Origin of the sequence: Bradyrhizobium sp. CCBAU 11361 (assembly GCF_028128935.1) — a bacterium.
GTDB lineage: Bacteria > Pseudomonadota > Alphaproteobacteria > Rhizobiales > Xanthobacteraceae > Bradyrhizobium > Bradyrhizobium niftali.
Window position 1 is genome coordinate 305,575 of record NZ_LBJZ01000199.1, and the last position, 17,917, is coordinate 323,491.

A 17,917-nucleotide genomic window follows, 5' to 3' on the forward strand; every position below is an offset into this window, starting at 1 on the left:
GCACCGCAATTGGGGGGAACATGTCGACTGCAACAGGCTCCGACGGGCAGGCGCAGGGCCGTTCACAAGGCTATTTTCCGCGCTGGACGTTGAAGACCTCCGGCGTGATCATGCCCGAGGAGCGGTTGCCCTGGGGCCAGACGATCGTCGCGGGTCTGCAGCACGGCGTCGCGATGTCGGGCGGCACGATCATCGCGCCGCTCTTGATGGGATTCGATCCCAATGTTGCGCTGCTGTTCTCCGGCATCGGCACGCTGATCTTCTTCGCGGTCGTGGCGGGGCGCGTGCCGAGCTATCTCGGCTCGAGCTTCGCCTTCATCGCCGTCGTCATCGCCGCCACCGGCTATGCCGGGCACGGACCGAACCCGAATCTTCCGGTCGCGCTCGGCGGCATCATCGGGGCCGGCGTGCTCTACGGCGTGATCGCGCTGGTCGTGATGTGGTCGGGAGTCGGCTGGGTCGAGCGCCTGATGCCGCCGGTCGTCACCGGCGCCGTGGTCGCGGCCATCGGCCTCAATCTCGCGCCGGTCGCCGTCAAGTCGGTGAGTGCTGGTACGTTCGACACCTGGATCGGGCTTGTGACCGTCCTCGTCATCGGTGTGATCGGCGTTGCGGCGCCGGGGATGTGGCGCCGGCTGCCGATCATCCTCGGTGCGATCGGCGGATATCTGTTGTACTGGCTGCTTGCCAACGGCTTCGGTCTCGGCAAGCCGATCGACTTCACCCAGCTCGCGGCCGCGCCGTGGATCGGCCTGCCGGGTTTCACCACGCCGACTTTCCAGGTTGATGCGATCGTCCTGATCGCGCCGGTCGCGCTCATCCTCGTCGCCGAGAATCTCGGACACATCAAGGCCATCGGCGCGATGACGGGGCGGAGCCTCGATGGCTTTCTCGGCCGCGCCTTCCTTGGTGACAGCCTTGCCACGATCGCTTCAGCCTGCGGCGGAGGCACCGGCGTCACCACCTATGCCGAGAATATCGGCGTCATGGCGGCGACGAAGGTCTATTCGACGCTGTTGTTCGCCGTCGCCGCCCTGGTGTCGATCCTGCTCGGCTTCTCGCCGAAATTCGGCGCGCTCATCCTGTCGATCCCGGGGCCCGTCATCGGCGGTCTCTCGATCGTGCTGTTCGGGTTGATCGCCGCGATGGCAGGGCGGATCTGGGTCGAGAACAAGGTCGACTTCGCCAATCCTGCGAACTTGATCACCGTGGCCGTGGCGCTGACCGCGGGCGCTGGCGACCTCACGCTCAAATTCGGCGCGTTCACGATCGGCGGGATCGGAACCGCGACCTTCGGCGCCATCATCCTCTATCAGATCCTCACCTCTTCCCTTGCGCAACACGCGGAATGAATCCCAGGGCTGCGCTGGTGGGATGGAACAAAACGTCGCCTCCGTCGATGATGAGGCACTCCGGAGAAAGCTCATGCCACAGACCGACCGCTCGATCCCGTTTCCCTCGCGCCTCGTTGGCCAATACGCGCTGGTGACCGGCGCCTCGCAAGGCATCGGCCGTGCCGTCGCCATCCGACTCGCCCAGGAAGGCGCGACCGTCGCCATCAACTATTTCGATCACCCTCAGAAGGCCGAAGAGACGCTCGCGCTGGCGCGGACGGCATCGGCCGATCGCGGCCACGGCAGGCTCGATCATGTCGTCGTCAAGGCTGACGTCGGCAACGAGCAGGACATCGCCGCGATGTTCGAGACCATCCTGGCGCGCTGGAAGCGCCTCGACTGTCTCGTCAACAATGCCGGCTTCCAGCGGGAATCGCCGAGCGATGCGCTCGACGTGGAAACCTATCGCCGCATCATCGACGTCAATCTCAACGGCGCCGTGCTCTGCGCGCAGAAGGCGTTGGCGCATTTCGTCGCGCGCGGCGGAGGCGGCAGCATCATCAATTGCTCCAGCGTCCACCAGATCATTCCGAAGCCCTCCTATCTCGCTTATTCGATCAGCAAGGGCGGCATGGCCAACCTGACGCGCACGCTCGCGCTCGAATTTGCCGGGCAAGGCATTCGTGTCAATGCGGTCGGTCCGGGCGCGATCGACACGCCGATCAACGCGGCCTGGACCGGTGATCCGGAAAAGCGCGGCGTCGTCACCAGCCACATTCCGCTCGGGCGCGTCGGAACGCCGGAGGAGATCGCCGCCGTGTTCGCCTTCCTCGCCTCGGAGGATGCGAGCTACATCACCGGGCAGACGATCTATGCTTGCGGTGGCTTGACGCTGTTCCCGGAATTCCGCGAGAACTGGGCAAGCTAGAAACGTAGGCTCACGGGCGAAATCACGGACTCATCACCCCGTGCCGAGCGCTTCAGAAATCTGCTGCGAGCAGATCGTAGGAGCCTCTGCTGCCGCGGACATACTTCCTGGCCGCGGTGGCACATATCAAGTCGCGATTGCAATCGAACGCGTTCAGGAATCCCGATTCTGTGGCATGGGCGCCCGGTTGAATCTGCTTCAACGCGCCTTCATCGATGAAGAACGAGGCTTCGATGGCGCTGTCGTATCCCCAGAACCGCACGGCATGCCGTGTCCGGTCATATGAGCGACTGTGATTTGGAAAATCAATCATGGTTCGGGCCGATCAGGTTGCAGGTGCCGTGCGCCTTCACGCCGTTTGAGCCGGGGGCACGCTGGGTGGCCGACGCTCGGCTTGCGTACGTCAGGAACATGGACGTTTCGTCGAGACCTGACAAGAGCGAGCCGGTTGCGCCTCTTTCAAATGATGCTTTGACGACAGGGTTACAATCCGGTTCGGGGCCGATCGCGACAAATAGTTCTTCGCGAGCCTCGCTATTCGGCGAAAGGTGACTATATCCCGGTTATCACCGCTCGCCCCTCGGCCGTTATCGGTGACTGAGAGCATTGCGCTCCCGCCGCGACCAAGAGGCGGTCAATATGTCGGATTCCCCCGGATTCATCCTTCGCGAGTGGCTCGTACCTCCGGTCCTGCTGCCCATCTTCTTCGTGCTGGTGATCGCCGCTTCGATGTTGATTCAATGGTAGTCGGTTTCGGCGCGCCTTCGCCGTCGGATCAGGCAAGCACCTCATCGGATTCAATTCAGCCGTCGTTGGCTTGCGAGCTGAACTCCAGGGCGATCGACGCCTTGCGTCGCGCTCGCGAATTGCCGTCAGGAAATAAGCGCACGGCGGCAATGCGCAGGGCGGCGATTCTTGGAAATGCCGCCGAAATCCACGCATATTTCTCAGCAACGAAGGCGCCGAAGCAAGATCGCGACGCCGCTGAAATCCCGCCTTCGTGACGAAACGTTCCACTGAAATCAGGTTCGGCAGCCAACCCTCGTGATACAGTCGCCAACGCTCGAGATCGATCTCCGCACGGGCCAGCATCCCGGCGACAGAGAATCGCATGAGGATGCTCTGGCGGCCGAGAATGTCAGCCTGCGGCTTCTCCTTGCCCAGGCCGAGATCAACACGAGGGGTCTGCTCGCCAGGGCGGGCATCGATGCAAGGGAGCGAGAGACCTCCGACAAGCTGCAAAATCTGATCCTTGAAGAGCTGCACCACCGCATCAAGAACACGCTCGCGATCGTTGCCGCCATCGTCTCCCAGAGCCTGCGCAACCTGCAAGGTGTGGAACACGCACAGCAGGCCGTCGAGGGTCGGCTATTGGCACTCGGCCGCGCGCACGATCTCCTTGTGCGGGCGAGCTGGTCGAATGCCGACCTCGGGGCGGTCGTCCGCGGCGCCATCGAAGCTTTCGACGATCCAGCCGAATCGAAGTTCTCGATTTCGGGACCCGATATCCGGATCAATTCGGGTGCCGTGATCGCCGTCGCGATGACGCTCAATGAGCTTTGCACAAACGCCACGAAGTATGGTGCCTTTTCGGCTCCAAAGGGGTGCGTCGATCTCCACTGGACGATCGATCCGCAGACGCAACGCGTGCGCCTGACCTGGATCGAGAAGAATGGTCCGTTGATCCATTCACCCGCAAAGCGCGGCTTCGGAACGCGATTGATCGAGACGCTGGGTCGCCAGCTCCAGGGCGACGTGCAACTGACTTATGAGGAGAGGGGCTTCGCATACACGTTCGAGGCTCCATTGGCTTCTCTGAGTGTCCCGACGCCGGCCTAGCCGGCGGGTCGAAATGCGCGGAGAGTTTCAACGAAAGGAGGCGGCATGTTCAAATTTCTGCAGTATCGTGCAAGAGCGGCCGCATACGGCGAACTGGCCAGGAGCTCGTCCGGCAAGGATGACACCCGCAAATTCGAGAAGTTGCAGGACAGCCTTGCATCGCGCGCGGACAACGAGCAGGTCCTCGCGGACCAATACGTGGATGCAGTCAACGCCGGGCAGACGGAGCGACTGCGCGGCGCAGCCCTCGCGGCGGAGGAAGAGCGCGTTTTGCGATGTCTCGGCGCGGCCGTCATCATGCAATGGAATTCTCTGCCGACGACGCTTCAGCGGGAGATCTTCGACACCGCCGGATCGGTCGGAACATTGTTGGACACGGCGGCACTCCGTGGGCAGATCGCCCGGTTTCTTCACAAGCATCGGCATGACACCGATCCCAGCAAGATCTGACGGGTGATGTGTTCGGGCGGGACAAGCTGGTGCGCGAGCATTCGCCGCCGGCATGTCTCCGGCACGGATCAACCCATCGCCGGCTTCGAGCCGCCGGTCCGGGAGTGATCTGGCAAAATGTCGCAGCACGGACTACATCTGCGCCATGTCAAATGCTCCGCTGGCAAATCGACCGCTCCAGGATTTCGTCGCCCGGCACGAACGTCTGTTCGTGCTGACCGGCGCCGGCTGCAGCACCAATTCCGGCATTCCCGACTATCGCGACAGCCATGGCAACTGGAAGCGGACCCAGCCGGTCAATTTCCAGGCCTTCATGTCGGAGGAGCACACGCGCCGGCGCTATTGGGCGCGCAGCCTGATCGGCTGGCGGCGGTTCGGCCAGGCGAGGCCGAACGATGCGCATCATGCGCTGGCCCGGCTCGAGGCGAACGGGCGCTGCGGGATGCTGCTGACCCAGAATGTCGACCGGTTGCATCAGTCCGCCGGCCACCGGCAGGTGATTGACCTGCATGGCCGGCTCGATCTGGTCCGCTGCATGGGCTGCGGGACGAAGACGCCGCGCAACGAATTCCAGGATAGGCTTGGCCGCGCCAATGCAGAGTGGCTCGCGCTCGATGCTGCGGATGCGCCCGACGGCGATGCCGATCTGGAGCACGCGGATTTTTCCTCGTTCAAGGTGCCCGCCTGCGACGCATGCGGCGGCATCCTCAAGCCCGACGTCGTGTTCTTCGGCGAGAACGTGCCGCGCGAAATCGTCGCCACCGCACAGGACCATCTGTCGCAGGCTGACGCGATGCTGATCGTGGGCTCCTCGCTGATGGTCTATTCCGGTTTCCGCTTCGTGCAGGCTGCCGCGCAGCGGCAGATCCCGATCGCCGCGGTCAATCTCGGGCGCACCCGCGCCGACGATCTCCTGACGCTCAAGGTCGAGGAGCGCTGCGAAGCGGCGCTTGCATTCCTGCTCTGATCTCCTGCGAGGCGAACACGCCTTGCCTATTGCATGGGTGCCAAGCAGAATGGCCGGGCGCGGCGTTGCCGGCATGCCTGATGGCACGGAAATTGCTGCGTTTTTGTCCCCAATCTTGACGATCAGCACGGAGAATTTGGAATGCTTGAGGGAGCCGAGGTGCGGCTTGCCGTTGATATCGGTGGCACGTTCACCGACATCGTGCTGGACGTGGGGCAGGACCGCAAGACGCGCAAGGTGCTGACGACGCCGCAGCGGCCCGAGGAGGCGGTGCTGGATGGCATGCGTCTCATTCTTACTGACGCGCGTGCGCATATGAGCGACATCGACGTGTTCATTCACGGCACGACGCTCGCGACCAATGCGATCATCGAGCGCCGCGGCGCCAAGACGGCGCTGATTGCGACCGAGGGCTTTCGCGACGTGCTCGATATCGGCACCGAGAGCCGCTACGACCAGTACGATCTCGCCATCGACAAGCCGACGCCGCTGGCGCCGCGCAGCCTGCGCTTCACCGTGCCCGAGCGCATCGACGCGCACGGCGCCGTCCGTCTCCCGCTCGATGAAGCCTCGGTGCGTGCACTCGCGCCAAAATTGCGTGAGTTGAAGGTTGAAAGCGTTGCGATCGCTTTCCTGCACTCCTACGCCAATCCCGAGCACGAGCGCCGCGCGGCCGCGATCCTCAGCGAGGAGATGCCCGGAATTTCCGTGACGGTGTCATCGGCCGTGTGTCCGGAGATCCGCGAATATGAGCGCACGTCCACCGCGGTCGCGAACGCCTATGTGCAACCGCTGATCGACGGTTATCTCGCCCGCATGGCCGATGCCCTGCAGGTCGAGCAGTTCCGCGGCGCCATCTATCTCGTCACGTCCGGCGGCGGCGTCACCTCGATCGAGACGGCGCGGCGTTTTCCCGTGCGGCTTGTCGAATCCGGTCCTGCCGGCGGTGCGATCTTCGCGGCGCAGATCGCGGCGCGTCTCGGCGAGAGCAAGGTGCTCTCCTTCGACATGGGCGGCACCACCGCAAAAATCTGCCTGATCGAGAAATACCAGCCCGAGACCTCGCGCGTGTTCGAGGTCGATCGCGCCGCGCGCTTCCTGAAAGGCTCCGGTCTGCCGGTGCGCATTCCCGTGATCGAGATGGTCGAGATCGGCGCCGGCGGCGGCTCGATCGCGCATGTCGACGCCATGAAGCGCGTCACCGTCGGCCCCGAGAGCGCGTCGTCCGAGCCGGGCCCGGCCTGCTATGGCCGCGGCGGCCAGCGTCCGGCCGTGACCGATGCGGACGTTGCGCTCGGCATGATCGATCCCGACGCCTTCGCGGGTGGCACGATCAAGCTCGACCCCGAACTCTCGAAGCAGGCGCTGCTGCGCAGCGTCGGCGAGCCGCTGGGCCTGTCGGCGGAAACCGCGGCCTATGCCGTGCACGAGGTCGTCTGCGAGAACATGGCGAGTGCGGCCCGCGTGCATGCGGTCGAACGTGGCGCCGTGGTCGGCCAGCATACGCTGATCGCGTTCGGCGGTGCCGCGCCGCTGCATGCGGCGCGCGTCGCCGAGAAGATCGGTGTCTCCCGGGTGATCGTGCCGTCGAATGCCGGCGTCGGCTCGGCGGTCGGATTCCTTGCGGCGCCCATCGCCTATGAGCTGGTGCGCAGCCGTCACGTCCGGCTTGACGATTTCGACACCGGCGCGGTCTCCGACCTCTTGCAGGAGATGGCGACCGAGGCGCGTGCGTTGGTCGAGCCCGGTGCTGCCGGTGCCCCGGTGCGCGAACGCCGCGCGGCCTTCATGCGCTATGTCGGTCAGGGCCACGAGATCAGCGTCGATCTGCCGAACCGGCCGCTGACGTCAGCCGATCTCGCCGGCCTGCGCCAGAAGTTCGAGGCGGATTATTCGGCGATGTTCGAGCGCCCGATCCCGGGTGCCGCGATCGAGGTCCTGAGCTGGTCGGTGCTCGCCACCACCGAGCCGCGCAATCCGTCCGTCGTCGCGGCCGTTGCACGCATGCCTGCGGGCAAGGCCACCGGCAGCCGGAAATTCTTCGACGGCCGGGCCGGCGAGGTGATCGAGATTCCGCTCTATCGCCGCGAGGACATGGCGCCGGGGGCGACGATTGCCGGCCCCGCCGTGATCGCGGAGGATGAGACCTCGACCTTCGTCTCCACCAGTTTTGACGCCCATATCGACGGTGCCGGCAGCATCGTCATGGAACGGAAGGCAGCCTGATCATGAGCAAGGCAAATGGCGCGAGCCTGATCGACCTTCAGATCATGTGGCACCGGCTGATCGCCGTGGTCGAGGAGCAGGCGCAAGTGCTGCTCCGCACCGCCTTCAGCCCGATCGTGCGCGAATGCGGCGACCTCTCGGCCGGCGTGTTCGACCTCAAGGGGCGAATGCTGGCGCAGGCGGTGACGGGTACGCCCGGTCACGTCAACTCGATGGCGGAATCGGTCAAGCACTTCATCGACCACTTCCCGATCGAGACGATGAAGGAGGGCGACGCCTACATCACCAACGATCCCTGGATGGGCACCGGCCACCTCAACGACTTCGTCGTTACCACACCGTGCTTCAAGGACGGCAAGCCGGTCGCGCTGTTCTCCTGCACCAGCCATCTCATGGACATCGGCGGCATCGGCTTCGGGCCTGATGCCACCGACGTGTTCATGGAGGGGCTCTACATCCCCATGCTGAAGCTGATCGACCAGGGCGTCGTCAACGAGACGCTGATGGCGATGATCCGCACCAACACGCGGCTGCCGATCGACACCGAGGGCGACACCTATTCGCTCGCCGGCTGCAACGACGTCGGCTGCGAGCGCCTGGTCGAGATGATGACCGAGTTCGGCATCGACACGCTGGACGAGCTCGGCGACTACATCTGCGAACGCTCGCGCGAGGCCGTGCTGGCCGAGATCGCCAAGCTGCCCAAGGGCAGCTGGCGCAACACCATGGTCGTTGACGGCTACGACGCGCCGGTGACGCTGGCCGCGACGCTGACGATCTCGGATGCGGGCATTCACGTCGATTTCGACGGCACTTCGGCCGCCTCGAAGTTCGGCATCAACGTGCCCTTGTCCTATACCACGGCCTACACCGTGTTCGGCCTCGGCTGTGTCGTCGCCTCGCAGATCCCGAACAATGCCGGCTCGCTCTCGCCCCTGACGGTGTCGGCGCCTGCCGGCGCGATCCTCAATGCGCCGAAGCCCGCGCCGGTCGCCTCGCGCCACATCATCGGCCAAATGCTGCCCGACGTGGTGTTCGGCTGCCTGCGCCAGATCATTCCCGAGCGCGTGCCGGCGGAAGGCACCTCGTGCCTGTGGAATCTCAACGTGCGCGGACAGACGCGAAGTGGCGTCGGCGGCAATTACGGGTTCTCGATGGCGGTCACCAGCAACGGCGGCACCGGTGCGCGCTTCGGCAAGGACGGCCTGTCGGCCACCGCCTATCCCAGCGGCGTGCGCGGCACGCCGGTCGAGATCGCGGAAACACAGACGCCGCTGATCTTCTGGCGCAAGGAGCTGCGCCCGGATTCCGGCGGGGCAGGGCGCACCCGCGGCGGCCTCGGCCAGATCATCGAGGTCGGCAGCGGCGTCGATGCGCCGTTCGACATTCTGGCGGCGTTCGACCGCATCGATCATCCGCCGCGCGGTCGTGACGGCGGCCGGAACGGCGAGGCCGGCTATGTCGGTCTCAAATCCGGCAAGAAGCTGCGTGGCAAGGGCTTTCAGCAGGTGCCGCCGGACGACCGGCTGGTGGTGCTGACGCCCGGCGGCGCCGGTATCGGCGATCCGACCGAGCGGGCACGCTCGGCCGTCAATGACGACATCGAAAGCGGCCTCGTGTCTGCGGACAACGCGGTTGCAGTTTATGGGTACACGCGGTGACGCGTTAGGCGTCGTGCGAGGACATCGCACGCGTCACGCTGCCCTATCTGATGATCATGATCGGCTTCGTGCTGCTGCTGACGCTGTGGCCGGGTATCGTCGCGATCCTGCCGCGGCTGCTGTACGGGTAGAGTCGCGCCGCCCCGGCCTTGAAGATTTGTCGATTGGGACGAAACGGTCAGTGCCACTGCCGTTTCAATTTTCCTCGTGCGTCAACTTCACGCCGTGGGTGCATTCCGTCTTTGCACTGCCCATGATCCGGCGTACTCTGTGACTGCGAGCAGAAGTGCAATAGCAACCACTCCAGTGAACGTAGCTCCTTTGGCGACATGCGCCGGGAGAGGGGGACATCTGTTGGCAGCTCATCTTCGATGGAAAACAATCGACGCGCACTGAACTGCAAACATCCCTCGCGGCGGCGCTCATAAGACGCAATCACACAGAAGCGGGAGGAAGTGCATATGAGGACGCAGTGGCTTAGCTCGGGTTTACCTGTTCTTGTCGGCGCGACACTTGCGGCGTCGGCGGCGTTTGCTCAATCGGTGGATACGGCCCGGATCGAGGCCGCCGGTCAGAACGATTGGCTCACCTATCACGGCTCATACAAGTCGCATCACTACAGCCCGCTCGCGCAGATCAATGCCAACACCATCGGCAATCTGGGCGTAGCCTGGATGCACATTCCCGGACGATCGACGCGCGGCCTGCAGTCGATGCCGCTCGTGGCCGATGGCGTGCTCTATTACTCGGGTTCTTACAGCCGGGTCTTTGCGCTGAACGGCGCGACGGGCGAGGTCATCTGGTCGTTCTTTCCGGAGCTCGATGAGGCGCTCATCAGCCGGCAGACCCACTCGCCCTACAATCGCGGCGTAGCCCTCGGTGAAGGCAAGGTCTTCGTCGGCACGATGGACGGTCGTGTCTTCGGGCTGGATTCGAAGACGGGAAAGGTCCTCTGGGAGACCAGGCTGATCGATTCGCAGAAGCTCACGGTCGGTTTCACCGGTGCGCCGCTTTACGCGAAAGGGAGCGTGATCATCGGCTCGCAAGGTGGCGAATGGCCGGGCCGCGGCCCGATCTTCGCGCTTGATGCCACCACCGGAAAGAAGAAGTGGGAGTTCCTGACGGTCGCAGGCACCGACGAGGCCATGAAAACCTGGGGCAACGATTCCTGGCGCACCGGCGGTGGCGGCGGCTGGATGCCGGGGACCTACGATTCCGAGACCAACACCATCCTGTGGGGCACCGCGAACCCGGCGCCGCTCTACGATTGGTCGGGCGCCGACTACAAGACGCAAGGTGCGCGTCCCGGCGACAATCTCTATACGAGTTCGGTCATCGCTCTCGATATCGATACCGGAAAGCTGAAATCCTACCATCAGGAACTGCCGCACGACGCCTGGGACTTCGACAGCGCCGTCGGCGAGTTCGTGATGCTCGAACGCGACGGCCAGAAATATGTGGTTCATCCGAACAAGGGCGGCTTCGTCTTCGTCTACGACCGCAATCTCGGTGTGAAGAACGTCTGGCGGCTGGTTGAGAACATCAACTTCGTCAAGGATATCGATCCCAAGACCGGCGCGCTGATCGGTCGACGCGATTTCGCGGCCGGGAAAGTCGCTGAACCGCTGTGTCCGTTCATCGGCGGCGGCGTCAGCTGGAATGCCGGCTCATACAGCCCGAAGACCGGTCTCTACTACAAGATCGGCCAGGAATGGTGCATGACGCTGGAAGTCCAGAAGACGACGCCGGTCACCGCGCCGCAGGTCCAGCTCAACATCGGCGCCGACTTCAAGATGGCGCCTCCTCCGGGCGGCGAGATCTACGGACATCTCGATGCGCGCGATCCGATAACGGGAGCGAAGAAATGGGAGGTCCGCTATCCCGAGCCGCCGCTTGGGAGCGTACTGTCGACCGCGGGCAATCTCGTATTCGTGCCCGACTCCCGCGGCGTCCTTCACGCCTACGATGCCGAAACCGGCGCTGAGCTGTGGAAACACAACAATGGCACCGGCCATCAAGGCGGCATCGTCAGCTACTCCGTCGGGGGCAAGCAATACATCGCAGTGGTCGCAGGCTTCGGCGGGATGCTGGCGGATGAGTATGCGCCAAACTTCGGCGGCGCCTACAAGAGCATGCCGCGTGACGACGGCGCGCTCATCGTCTTCAGCCTGAAATAGTCTGCCGCAAACGTTCGGTCATGGAGCGGGGCGCAAACCCGCACCATGACCGATCGAAGCGACGACGCGTGATTTCAGGAATGGAGCGGACGTGTTGAGACTGCATTTGAAAACGATTCCTGCCGGACTGGGTGCCGCGCTGCTGTGCGCTGTGACGGCTCAAGCACAATCCACCACGCCCGCGCCCGAGAACGGGTCGTTCGAGGTCGAACCGGTGTTCGCGGGGACTTGCGGCTTCTGTCACTCCGACGGTGGCCGGGCGCCCGGCAAGGGGCCGCAACTGATGAACTCGCCGCGCGACGACGCCTTCATTCGCGACCGCATCAAGCACGGCAAGCAAGGGGCGATGCCGGCATTCGACGGCGCCTTCACCGACGCCCAGATCGACCAGATCGTCAGATACATCCGCGCCTTGAAGCCGCGCGAGGGCTGAAGCGCACGGCGCGATCCATCCAGATGAGAACGCCGAATGAAGGCATTTGTCCCGCTCATTGCCGTTGCCGCCATCGGACTATCCGGACCGGCGCAGGCGCGAACCCTAGACGCGATCCGCTCAAGCGGCGCGATCGGGCTGTGCGCGCATCCCAACTCGCTTCCCTTTGCGCGCAAGGCGGGCGATCCGCCCGGCTTTCAGGTCGAGCTCGGTCAGGCGCTGGCACGCGAGCTCGGCGTCTCGCTGCGGCTCGACTGGATCATCACGCAGTACCAGATGCGCAGTGCCGGCTGCGACATTCTTCTGGACGTCATCGCCGATCGCGAAGCGCAAGGCGAAACCCGCCTGAGGATATCGAAGCCGTACTATCGCACGGGCGTCGCGCTCGCGGTGCCGTCATCCAGCACGCTCAGCTCGTTCAAAAGCCTCAACGAAGCCACCAAAGTGGGAGTGCAGGTTGGATCGGTCGCGGCCATGATCATTGGTCAGCGGCACGTGCCTATATCGACCTTCGGCTTCGAGAGCGACAGCCTCGACGCCGTGTCGAATCACGAGATCGATGCCGCAGCGGTCACCCCCACTGCGGCGAGCTATTTCAATCTGACGCATCCGGACAAGGCGCTCCGGATCCTGGATCGCGACGAGAGCGTGGCCGATCTCAACTGGAATGTCGCCGTCGGCATGATTCGCCCCGATGATGCGTTGCGCGAAGCCATCGACGGAGCGGTGGAGCGGCTGCGCAGCGACGGCACGATCGATCGGATCTACGGTCGCTACGGGATCGCGCTGCAAGCGCCGAGATAGTCGAATTGCAACGAAGGAACGACGTCGTCCCGGCCCAGCCGGGACGACGTCGCCGTCTTGACTTAAGCCGCAGCCTTCTTCCTGGCGAGTTCGGCCTTGTACAGCTCGAACTCCTCCGCGATCGCCTTTGCCACCGACGGCCGCTGGCGCAGGCGTTCGTAATAGGCCTTCACGTTCGGCCATTTGGCGAGCTCGATCGGCGGTGTCGCCATGGTCCAGTTGATGACCGTGACGAGATAGGCATCCGCCACGCTGAAATGGTCGAGCAGGAAGTCGCGTCCCTTCAGGTAGTTGTCGAGATAGTCGAGCCGCGACAGGTTCTTCTCCAGCGCGTAGGCCTTGGTCTCCTGCGGCGCCTTGCGGTCGAGCACGGGGATGAAGAGGCCCTTGTGCAGCTCGGTGCCGATGAAGCAGAGCCATTGGTGCAGCCGCGTCCGCTCGATGCCCGCTGCGGCGCCGAGGCCGGATTGCGGGAAGCGGTCGGCGACATATTGCAGGATCGCCGCGTTCTCGGTCAGCACCACGCCCTCGTCGGTGCGCAGCGTCGGCACGAGGCCGATCGGGTTCACGGTGCGGAAGTCGGTGCCGTCGTTCAGGACCTTCTTGGTCGGCGGATCGACTTCGAGATAGTTCGCGTCGGCGCCGGCTTCGTACAGCGCGACGCGGGTCGCCATCGAGCAGGCGAGCGGCGAGAAATAGAGATCCATCTGTAGCCTCCTTGGGCAGTTCCTCTTTCGGTGTCGCTCAACCTGGCCAGATTGATTTTTGTACCATCTTGCATAATATGGTGAGGGTCAAGGATTAAATTGCGAAATGGTACAAAAATCGAAACCGCCAACTGCTGCCAATGAGCCCGAGCGCCGCGGCGAACCTAAGCGCCGTGGCCGGCCGCGCGCCTATGAGCCCGAGGTCGCGCTCGGCAAGGCGCTCGACCTGTTCCGCAAACAGGGTTTTGCCGCGACCTCGCTCGACGATCTGAGCGAAGCCACCGGCATGAACCGGCCGAGTCTCTACGGGGCCTTCGGCGACAAGCGCGAGCTCTACATCAAGAGCTACCAGCGCTACCGCGAGGAAGCGCGGGCATCCATGGCCGCAATCTTTCGCGAGGAGATGCCGCTGCGCCAGCGCCTGGAGCGCATCTTCGCCTCCGCGCTGAACATCTATCTCTCCGGCGAGACGGGCCCGCGCGGCTGCTTCACGGTGGTGACGGCGGCGTCCGAAGCTGTCGGTGATCCCGACATCCGCGCCATGGTGCTCGACGGTCTCGCCGAGCTCGACAAGGCGTTTGCGAGTTGCTTCCGCCGCGCCAGGGAGAAGGGCGAACTGCCGGAGAGCGCGGACCCGGCCGTGCTGGCCCAGCTCGCATCAGCGACAGTGCACTCGATCGCCATCCGCTCGCGCGCGCGCGTCTCACGGAAAGATCTGGAAGCGATCGTGAAGGGTGCGATTGATGTGATGTTGGAAGTCAAGCCCTAGCTGTCGTCCCGGACAAGCGCAGCGAAGCGGAGCGCCGATCCGGGATCCATAACCACAGGGAGTGGCTTGGCGAAGGCTCGGAGTTATCAGTCTCGCGCCGCAACTTCTCCCTGGGGTTATGGGTCCCGGCCTTCGCCGGGACGACACGGAGTATGCGGTGCGAACTATCTCCCCGACGTCGTCCTGGCGAAAGCCAGGACCAATAGCCACCGAATTTGGTTTGGCGAAGACTCGGAGTTACGACTTCGCGCCGTAACCTCTCCCTGGGGGTAATGGGTCCTGGCTTTCGCCAGGACGACACCTTTCGCTGAGGCGCCAGTCTTCGCCCGGCTACGCCGCCCGGATATGCGCCAGGAAGCGATCGACCTCGTCGCGCAGGCGTTGCGACTGCTTCGACAGCTCGATCGCGGAGCCCAGCACTTCCTCGGCTGCCGTGCCGGTCGCGGCGATGCCGGCGGTGACGCCGGAGATGTTCTGCGAGACCTCGCCAGTGCGGGCGGCGGCCTGCTGGACGTTCTGCGCGATCTCCTGCGTCGCGGTGCCCTGCTGGCCGACGGCGGCGGCGATCGCGGCCGAGATTTCGTCGACCTGCTGGATCGTCGCGCAGATCGACTGGATGCCGTCGACCGCGCCGGTCGTCTCGCCCTGCACCGCCGTGACCTGCGCTCCGATCTCTTCGGTCGCCTTCGCGGTCTGTGTCGCCAGCGCCTTCACTTCGGAGGCGACCACGGCAAAGCCGCGACCGGCTTCGCCCGCGCGCGCCGCTTCGATCGTCGCATTGAGCGCCAGCAGATTGGTCTGGCCGGCAATGCCATTGATGAAGGCGACGACGTCGCCGATCTTCTGCGCGGCATCCGCCAGGCTCTGTACCCGCGCATTCGACTGCCGTCCGTCGCTCGCGGCCTTGCCGACCACCTCGGTCGCGTGCGCAAGGCGCCGGCTGATCTCGGTCATCGACGAGGACAGTTCTTCCGCTGCGGCCGCGACCGTCTGCACGTTCTCCGAGGCCAGCGCCGAGGCCGACGACACCGTGCGGGTCTGCTCGCGCGACTGCTCGACGATATCGGACATCGAGCGCGCCGTGTGCTCCATCTCGACCGCGGCCGCGGACACCGTGGTGACGACCTCGCGGATGCTGGCCTCGAAATTGTCGGCAAGCGCGGCGAAGACGCGCCGCTTCTCCGCCTCGGACTGCGCCTTGGCCTCGAGCTGCTGGGCCTGGAGCCTGCCGAAATTCACCGCATTGTCGCGGAACACCGCGACCGCCTTCACCATCGCGCCCACCTCGTCATTCGACTTGCTGGTGGGTACAGCGACGTCGAGACGTCCGTCCGCGAGCTCGCGCATCACGTTGGTGATCGACAGGATCGGGCGCGAGATGCTGCGGGCGATGAGATAGCCGACGATCGCCGCGAGAACGAGCCCGAGCGCGGCGATCCCGATCGCCAGCAGCCAGGCGCGATCGGCGGAGGCCTCGTAATCGGCATTGTCCATCACGAGCTCGACCGCGCCGAGCGGCTTGCCGGAAAAGTCCCTGATCGGTCCGAGCAGCGCGGCGACCGGCGTCGTGTCGAGCTTGGCCCGTCGCACCGTGAAGCTGCCCCCGGCGGCGCGGCCGTAGTCGGCGGCATCGAAGAAGGTCTTGCCCTTCAGCGTGCCGCCGAACAGCTTGAATCCCGAACCGTCGGCGAGATGGAAGGCGACGTCGACATGGCGGTTGTTCCTGAAATCGTCGAGGAAGGGCTGGCCGAAGGTCAGGCCGAATTCGACCGTGCCGAGGTGCTTGCCGTCCTGCGCGATCGGCACCACGCCGCGGATGCCGAGCCCGGCCACGCCGCCCTCGAGCCCGACCACGACCCTGCGGTCCTGGTTGGCGACGACGACGGTCTTGCGGAAGCCGGAGAGGTCGTCGCCGAATTTGGCCGGCTGGTGCACCCGCAGGTAGGACGTCGCCGGCGGCACGTGGAACTGGAACTGGTCGACGCCGTAGTCGGATTTGATGGCCGTGAACACCGGTCCGAACAGGCGCACCAGCGTCTCGCGGTCCTGCTTCGCCATCGCCTCCTGCGTCGCCGGCATCGCGGCCACCACGGCGCTCATCGCGGCGGCGCGGTGCGATTCCTCGGCGATGCGCGATTGCAGGGCGTCGTAATGGCTGCGCAGCTCGCGCTGGTCGGCGCGGTCGATGATGCCGGCGATGATCCACATCGCGCCCAGCACGGCAAACAGCGCGGTCGCCGCCGCCGTCACCGCCAGCGCAACCGTGATCCGCATCCTGAGGCCGAGACTCGTCCGCATGTCCGACTCGTTCTTTGAGCGTTGGTTAACAACGCTTATCAACTTCTCGCTAAGAGAGGGTGAACGGGATACCGGCGGAGCGGGGTGGTTGTGGGGTGCGGTGCGAGTGAAACGGTGGGCGCGTGCCAGAACTCCGATGTCGTCCTGGCGAAAGCCAGGACCCATAACCACCGGACGTAGTTTGGCGAAGACTCGTGGTTGCCACTTCGCACCACGACTGCTCCCTGGGGTAATGGGTCCTGGCTTTCGCCAGGACGACGCCGAGGGTGAGGCGGCCGCGTGCCGCCCTAATACCCCCGCGCCCGGTCCACCACGTTCTCCAGCGCGCCGCCCGCCTCGAACCGTGCGATCTGCTCGGCGACATAGGCCGAGATCGCTTCCGCGTCGGTGTCCGCGGCGTTGTGCGGGGTCAGCAGCACCTTGGGATGGGTCCAGAAGCGGCTGTCGGCCGGCTGTGGCTCCTGCACGAAGACGTCGAGGGAGGCGGCGCCCAGCGTGCCGTCGTCGAGACAGGCCAGAATGTCGGCCTCGTTCTGCAAGCCGCCGCGGCCGGCATTGATCAGCACGGGTGCGCCGAGCGGGCTCTTGCGGTTGAGCTTTGTGAAGACGTCGCGGTTGAGGATGCCGTGCGTGTCCGGGGTCAGCGGCAACAGCGAGACCAGAATGTCGGTCGCGCGCAGGAACGCATCGATTCCGGCGACGCCATGGAAGCATTCGACACCGTCGATCGTGCGCGGGCTGCGGCTCCAGCCGACGACACGGAAGCCGAGCCGCCGCAGCACGTCGGCCGCATCTGCTCCCAGCGTGCCCAGCCCCATCACGCCGACAGTCACCGCGCTCGCCGGCCACTGATATTTCGGCTCCCAGCGCTTCTCGCGCTGCGACTGCCGCAAGTACAGCTCCTGGCGGTGGTGCATCAGCACGTGCAGCACGACATATTCGGTCATGCGATTGGTCAGGTCGGGCACGGCGACGCGAACCAGCGGCACGTCCGGCAGGCTCTTGTCCGCCATCAGCGCATCGACGCCGGCGCCGAGATTGAAGATCGCGCGCAGATTGGGGAACGAGCCGAGATCGCCCGGCACCGGTTTCCACACCGCGGCATAGTGCACCTCGGCCGAATCGAGCCCGGCATCGGGCAGCAGCACCACGCGGCGGCCGCCGCAGACCGAATCGAACCGGGCCTTCCAGCGCTCCGGCAGCCAGTTCTGCTGCGTGCTGTTGATCAGGACGGCCAGTGTGCCTTTGGTCATTCGAAGTGCCTCGTCGGTTCCGCTTTTGAGGGCTCTCCTTGGCACGATCTGCCGGATTTTTCTTGCAATTT

General features: G+C 64.8%; 16 protein-coding genes. 11 read left to right on the forward strand and 5 right to left on the reverse strand.

All coding sequences use genetic code 11. The features are described 5' to 3' along the window. Positions 1-20 precede the first annotated feature (20 nt). Together XI08_RS42960 and XI08_RS42965 are read left to right on the forward strand one after the other, a co-directional pair. Positions 21-1,352, forward strand: a complete 1,332-nt coding sequence (locus XI08_RS42960) for a solute carrier family 23 protein (RefSeq protein WP_271579051.1) — start codon at positions 21-23, stop codon at positions 1,350-1,352. A gap of 73 nt (positions 1,353-1,425) precedes the next feature. Further along, entirely contained in the window at positions 1,426-2,262 is an 837-nt protein-coding gene (locus XI08_RS42965) for an SDR family oxidoreductase (protein WP_271579052.1), read from the forward strand. Positions 2,263-2,314: 52 nt separating this feature from the next. Here XI08_RS42965 and XI08_RS42970 read toward each other — a convergent pair whose 3' ends face one another. Both XI08_RS42970 and XI08_RS42975 read right to left on the reverse strand, forming a co-directional pair. Then, positions 2,315-2,575, reverse strand: coding sequence for a DUF1488 domain-containing protein (locus XI08_RS42970; protein WP_271579053.1), 261 nt, complete (start codon positions 2,573-2,575; stop codon positions 2,315-2,317). Between the two features lie 489 nt (positions 2,576-3,064). Beyond that, complete coding sequence (locus XI08_RS42975) at positions 3,065-3,301, reverse strand: hypothetical protein (protein WP_027545611.1); 237 nt, start codon at positions 3,299-3,301, stop codon at positions 3,065-3,067. 5 nt (positions 3,302-3,306) lie between these two features. Here XI08_RS42975 and XI08_RS42980 point away from each other — a divergent pair, with 5 nt between their 5' ends. From XI08_RS42980 to XI08_RS43015, 8 genes are all read left to right on the forward strand, one after another. Beyond that, on the forward strand, positions 3,307-4,101 hold the full coding sequence (locus tag XI08_RS42980; RefSeq protein WP_271579054.1) for a sensor histidine kinase: 795 nt from the start codon (positions 3,307-3,309) through the stop codon (positions 4,099-4,101). Positions 4,102-4,146: 45 nt separating this feature from the next. Beyond that, entirely contained in the window at positions 4,147-4,551 is a 405-nt protein-coding gene (locus tag XI08_RS42985; RefSeq protein WP_271579055.1) for a hypothetical protein, read from the forward strand. Positions 4,552-4,696: 145 nt separating this feature from the next. Next, positions 4,697-5,518, forward strand: coding sequence for an NAD-dependent protein deacetylase (locus XI08_RS42990; protein ID WP_271579056.1), 822 nt, complete (start codon positions 4,697-4,699; stop codon positions 5,516-5,518). Between the two features lie 141 nt (positions 5,519-5,659). Then, positions 5,660-7,744 (forward strand): hydantoinase/oxoprolinase family protein, encoded by a 2,085-nt coding sequence (locus tag XI08_RS42995; RefSeq protein WP_271579057.1) that lies wholly within the window; start codon positions 5,660-5,662, stop codon positions 7,742-7,744. 2 nt (positions 7,745-7,746) lie between these two features. Beyond that, positions 7,747-9,405 carry a hydantoinase B/oxoprolinase family protein gene (locus XI08_RS43000; protein WP_271579058.1) on the forward strand — a complete coding sequence of 553 codons (1,659 nt, stop codon included), beginning with the start codon at positions 7,747-7,749 and terminating at the stop codon, positions 9,403-9,405. A gap of 461 nt (positions 9,406-9,866) precedes the next feature. After that, positions 9,867-11,582: a pyrroloquinoline quinone-dependent dehydrogenase gene (locus XI08_RS43005; RefSeq protein ID WP_027545605.1), complete on the forward strand. Its 1,716-nt coding sequence runs from the start codon at positions 9,867-9,869 to the stop codon at positions 11,580-11,582. Positions 11,583-11,688: 106 nt separating this feature from the next. Then, the gene (locus XI08_RS43010; RefSeq protein ID WP_271579059.1) at positions 11,689-12,015 is read left to right on the forward strand and encodes a c-type cytochrome; all 327 of its coding nucleotides are present in this window, start codon (positions 11,689-11,691) and stop codon (positions 12,013-12,015) included. Between the two features lie 36 nt (positions 12,016-12,051). Beyond that, positions 12,052-12,819 carry a substrate-binding periplasmic protein gene (locus XI08_RS43015; RefSeq protein ID WP_271579060.1) on the forward strand — a complete coding sequence of 256 codons (768 nt, stop codon included), beginning with the start codon at positions 12,052-12,054 and terminating at the stop codon, positions 12,817-12,819. Between the two features lie 62 nt (positions 12,820-12,881). On the opposite strand, the gene XI08_RS43020 is transcribed toward XI08_RS43015, so the two are convergent. After that, positions 12,882-13,526 carry a glutathione binding-like protein gene (locus XI08_RS43020; RefSeq protein ID WP_027545602.1) on the reverse strand — a complete coding sequence of 215 codons (645 nt, stop codon included), beginning with the start codon at positions 13,524-13,526 and terminating at the stop codon, positions 12,882-12,884. A 106-nt stretch (positions 13,527-13,632) separates the two neighbouring features. Here XI08_RS43020 and XI08_RS43025 point away from each other — a divergent pair, with 106 nt between their 5' ends. After that, positions 13,633-14,295: a TetR/AcrR family transcriptional regulator gene (locus XI08_RS43025; RefSeq protein WP_271579061.1), complete on the forward strand. Its 663-nt coding sequence runs from the start codon at positions 13,633-13,635 to the stop codon at positions 14,293-14,295. A 330-nt stretch (positions 14,296-14,625) separates the two neighbouring features. Here the strand turns inward: XI08_RS43025 and XI08_RS43030 are convergent, their stop codons facing one another. Both XI08_RS43030 and XI08_RS43035 read right to left on the reverse strand, forming a co-directional pair. Then, complete coding sequence (locus tag XI08_RS43030) at positions 14,626-16,593, reverse strand: methyl-accepting chemotaxis protein (RefSeq protein WP_271579062.1); 1,968 nt, start codon at positions 16,591-16,593, stop codon at positions 14,626-14,628. A 287-nt stretch (positions 16,594-16,880) separates the two neighbouring features. Next, positions 16,881-17,846 (reverse strand): 2-hydroxyacid dehydrogenase, encoded by a 966-nt coding sequence (locus tag XI08_RS43035; RefSeq protein WP_271579063.1) that lies wholly within the window; start codon positions 17,844-17,846, stop codon positions 16,881-16,883. Positions 17,847-17,917: the final 71 nt, after the last annotated feature.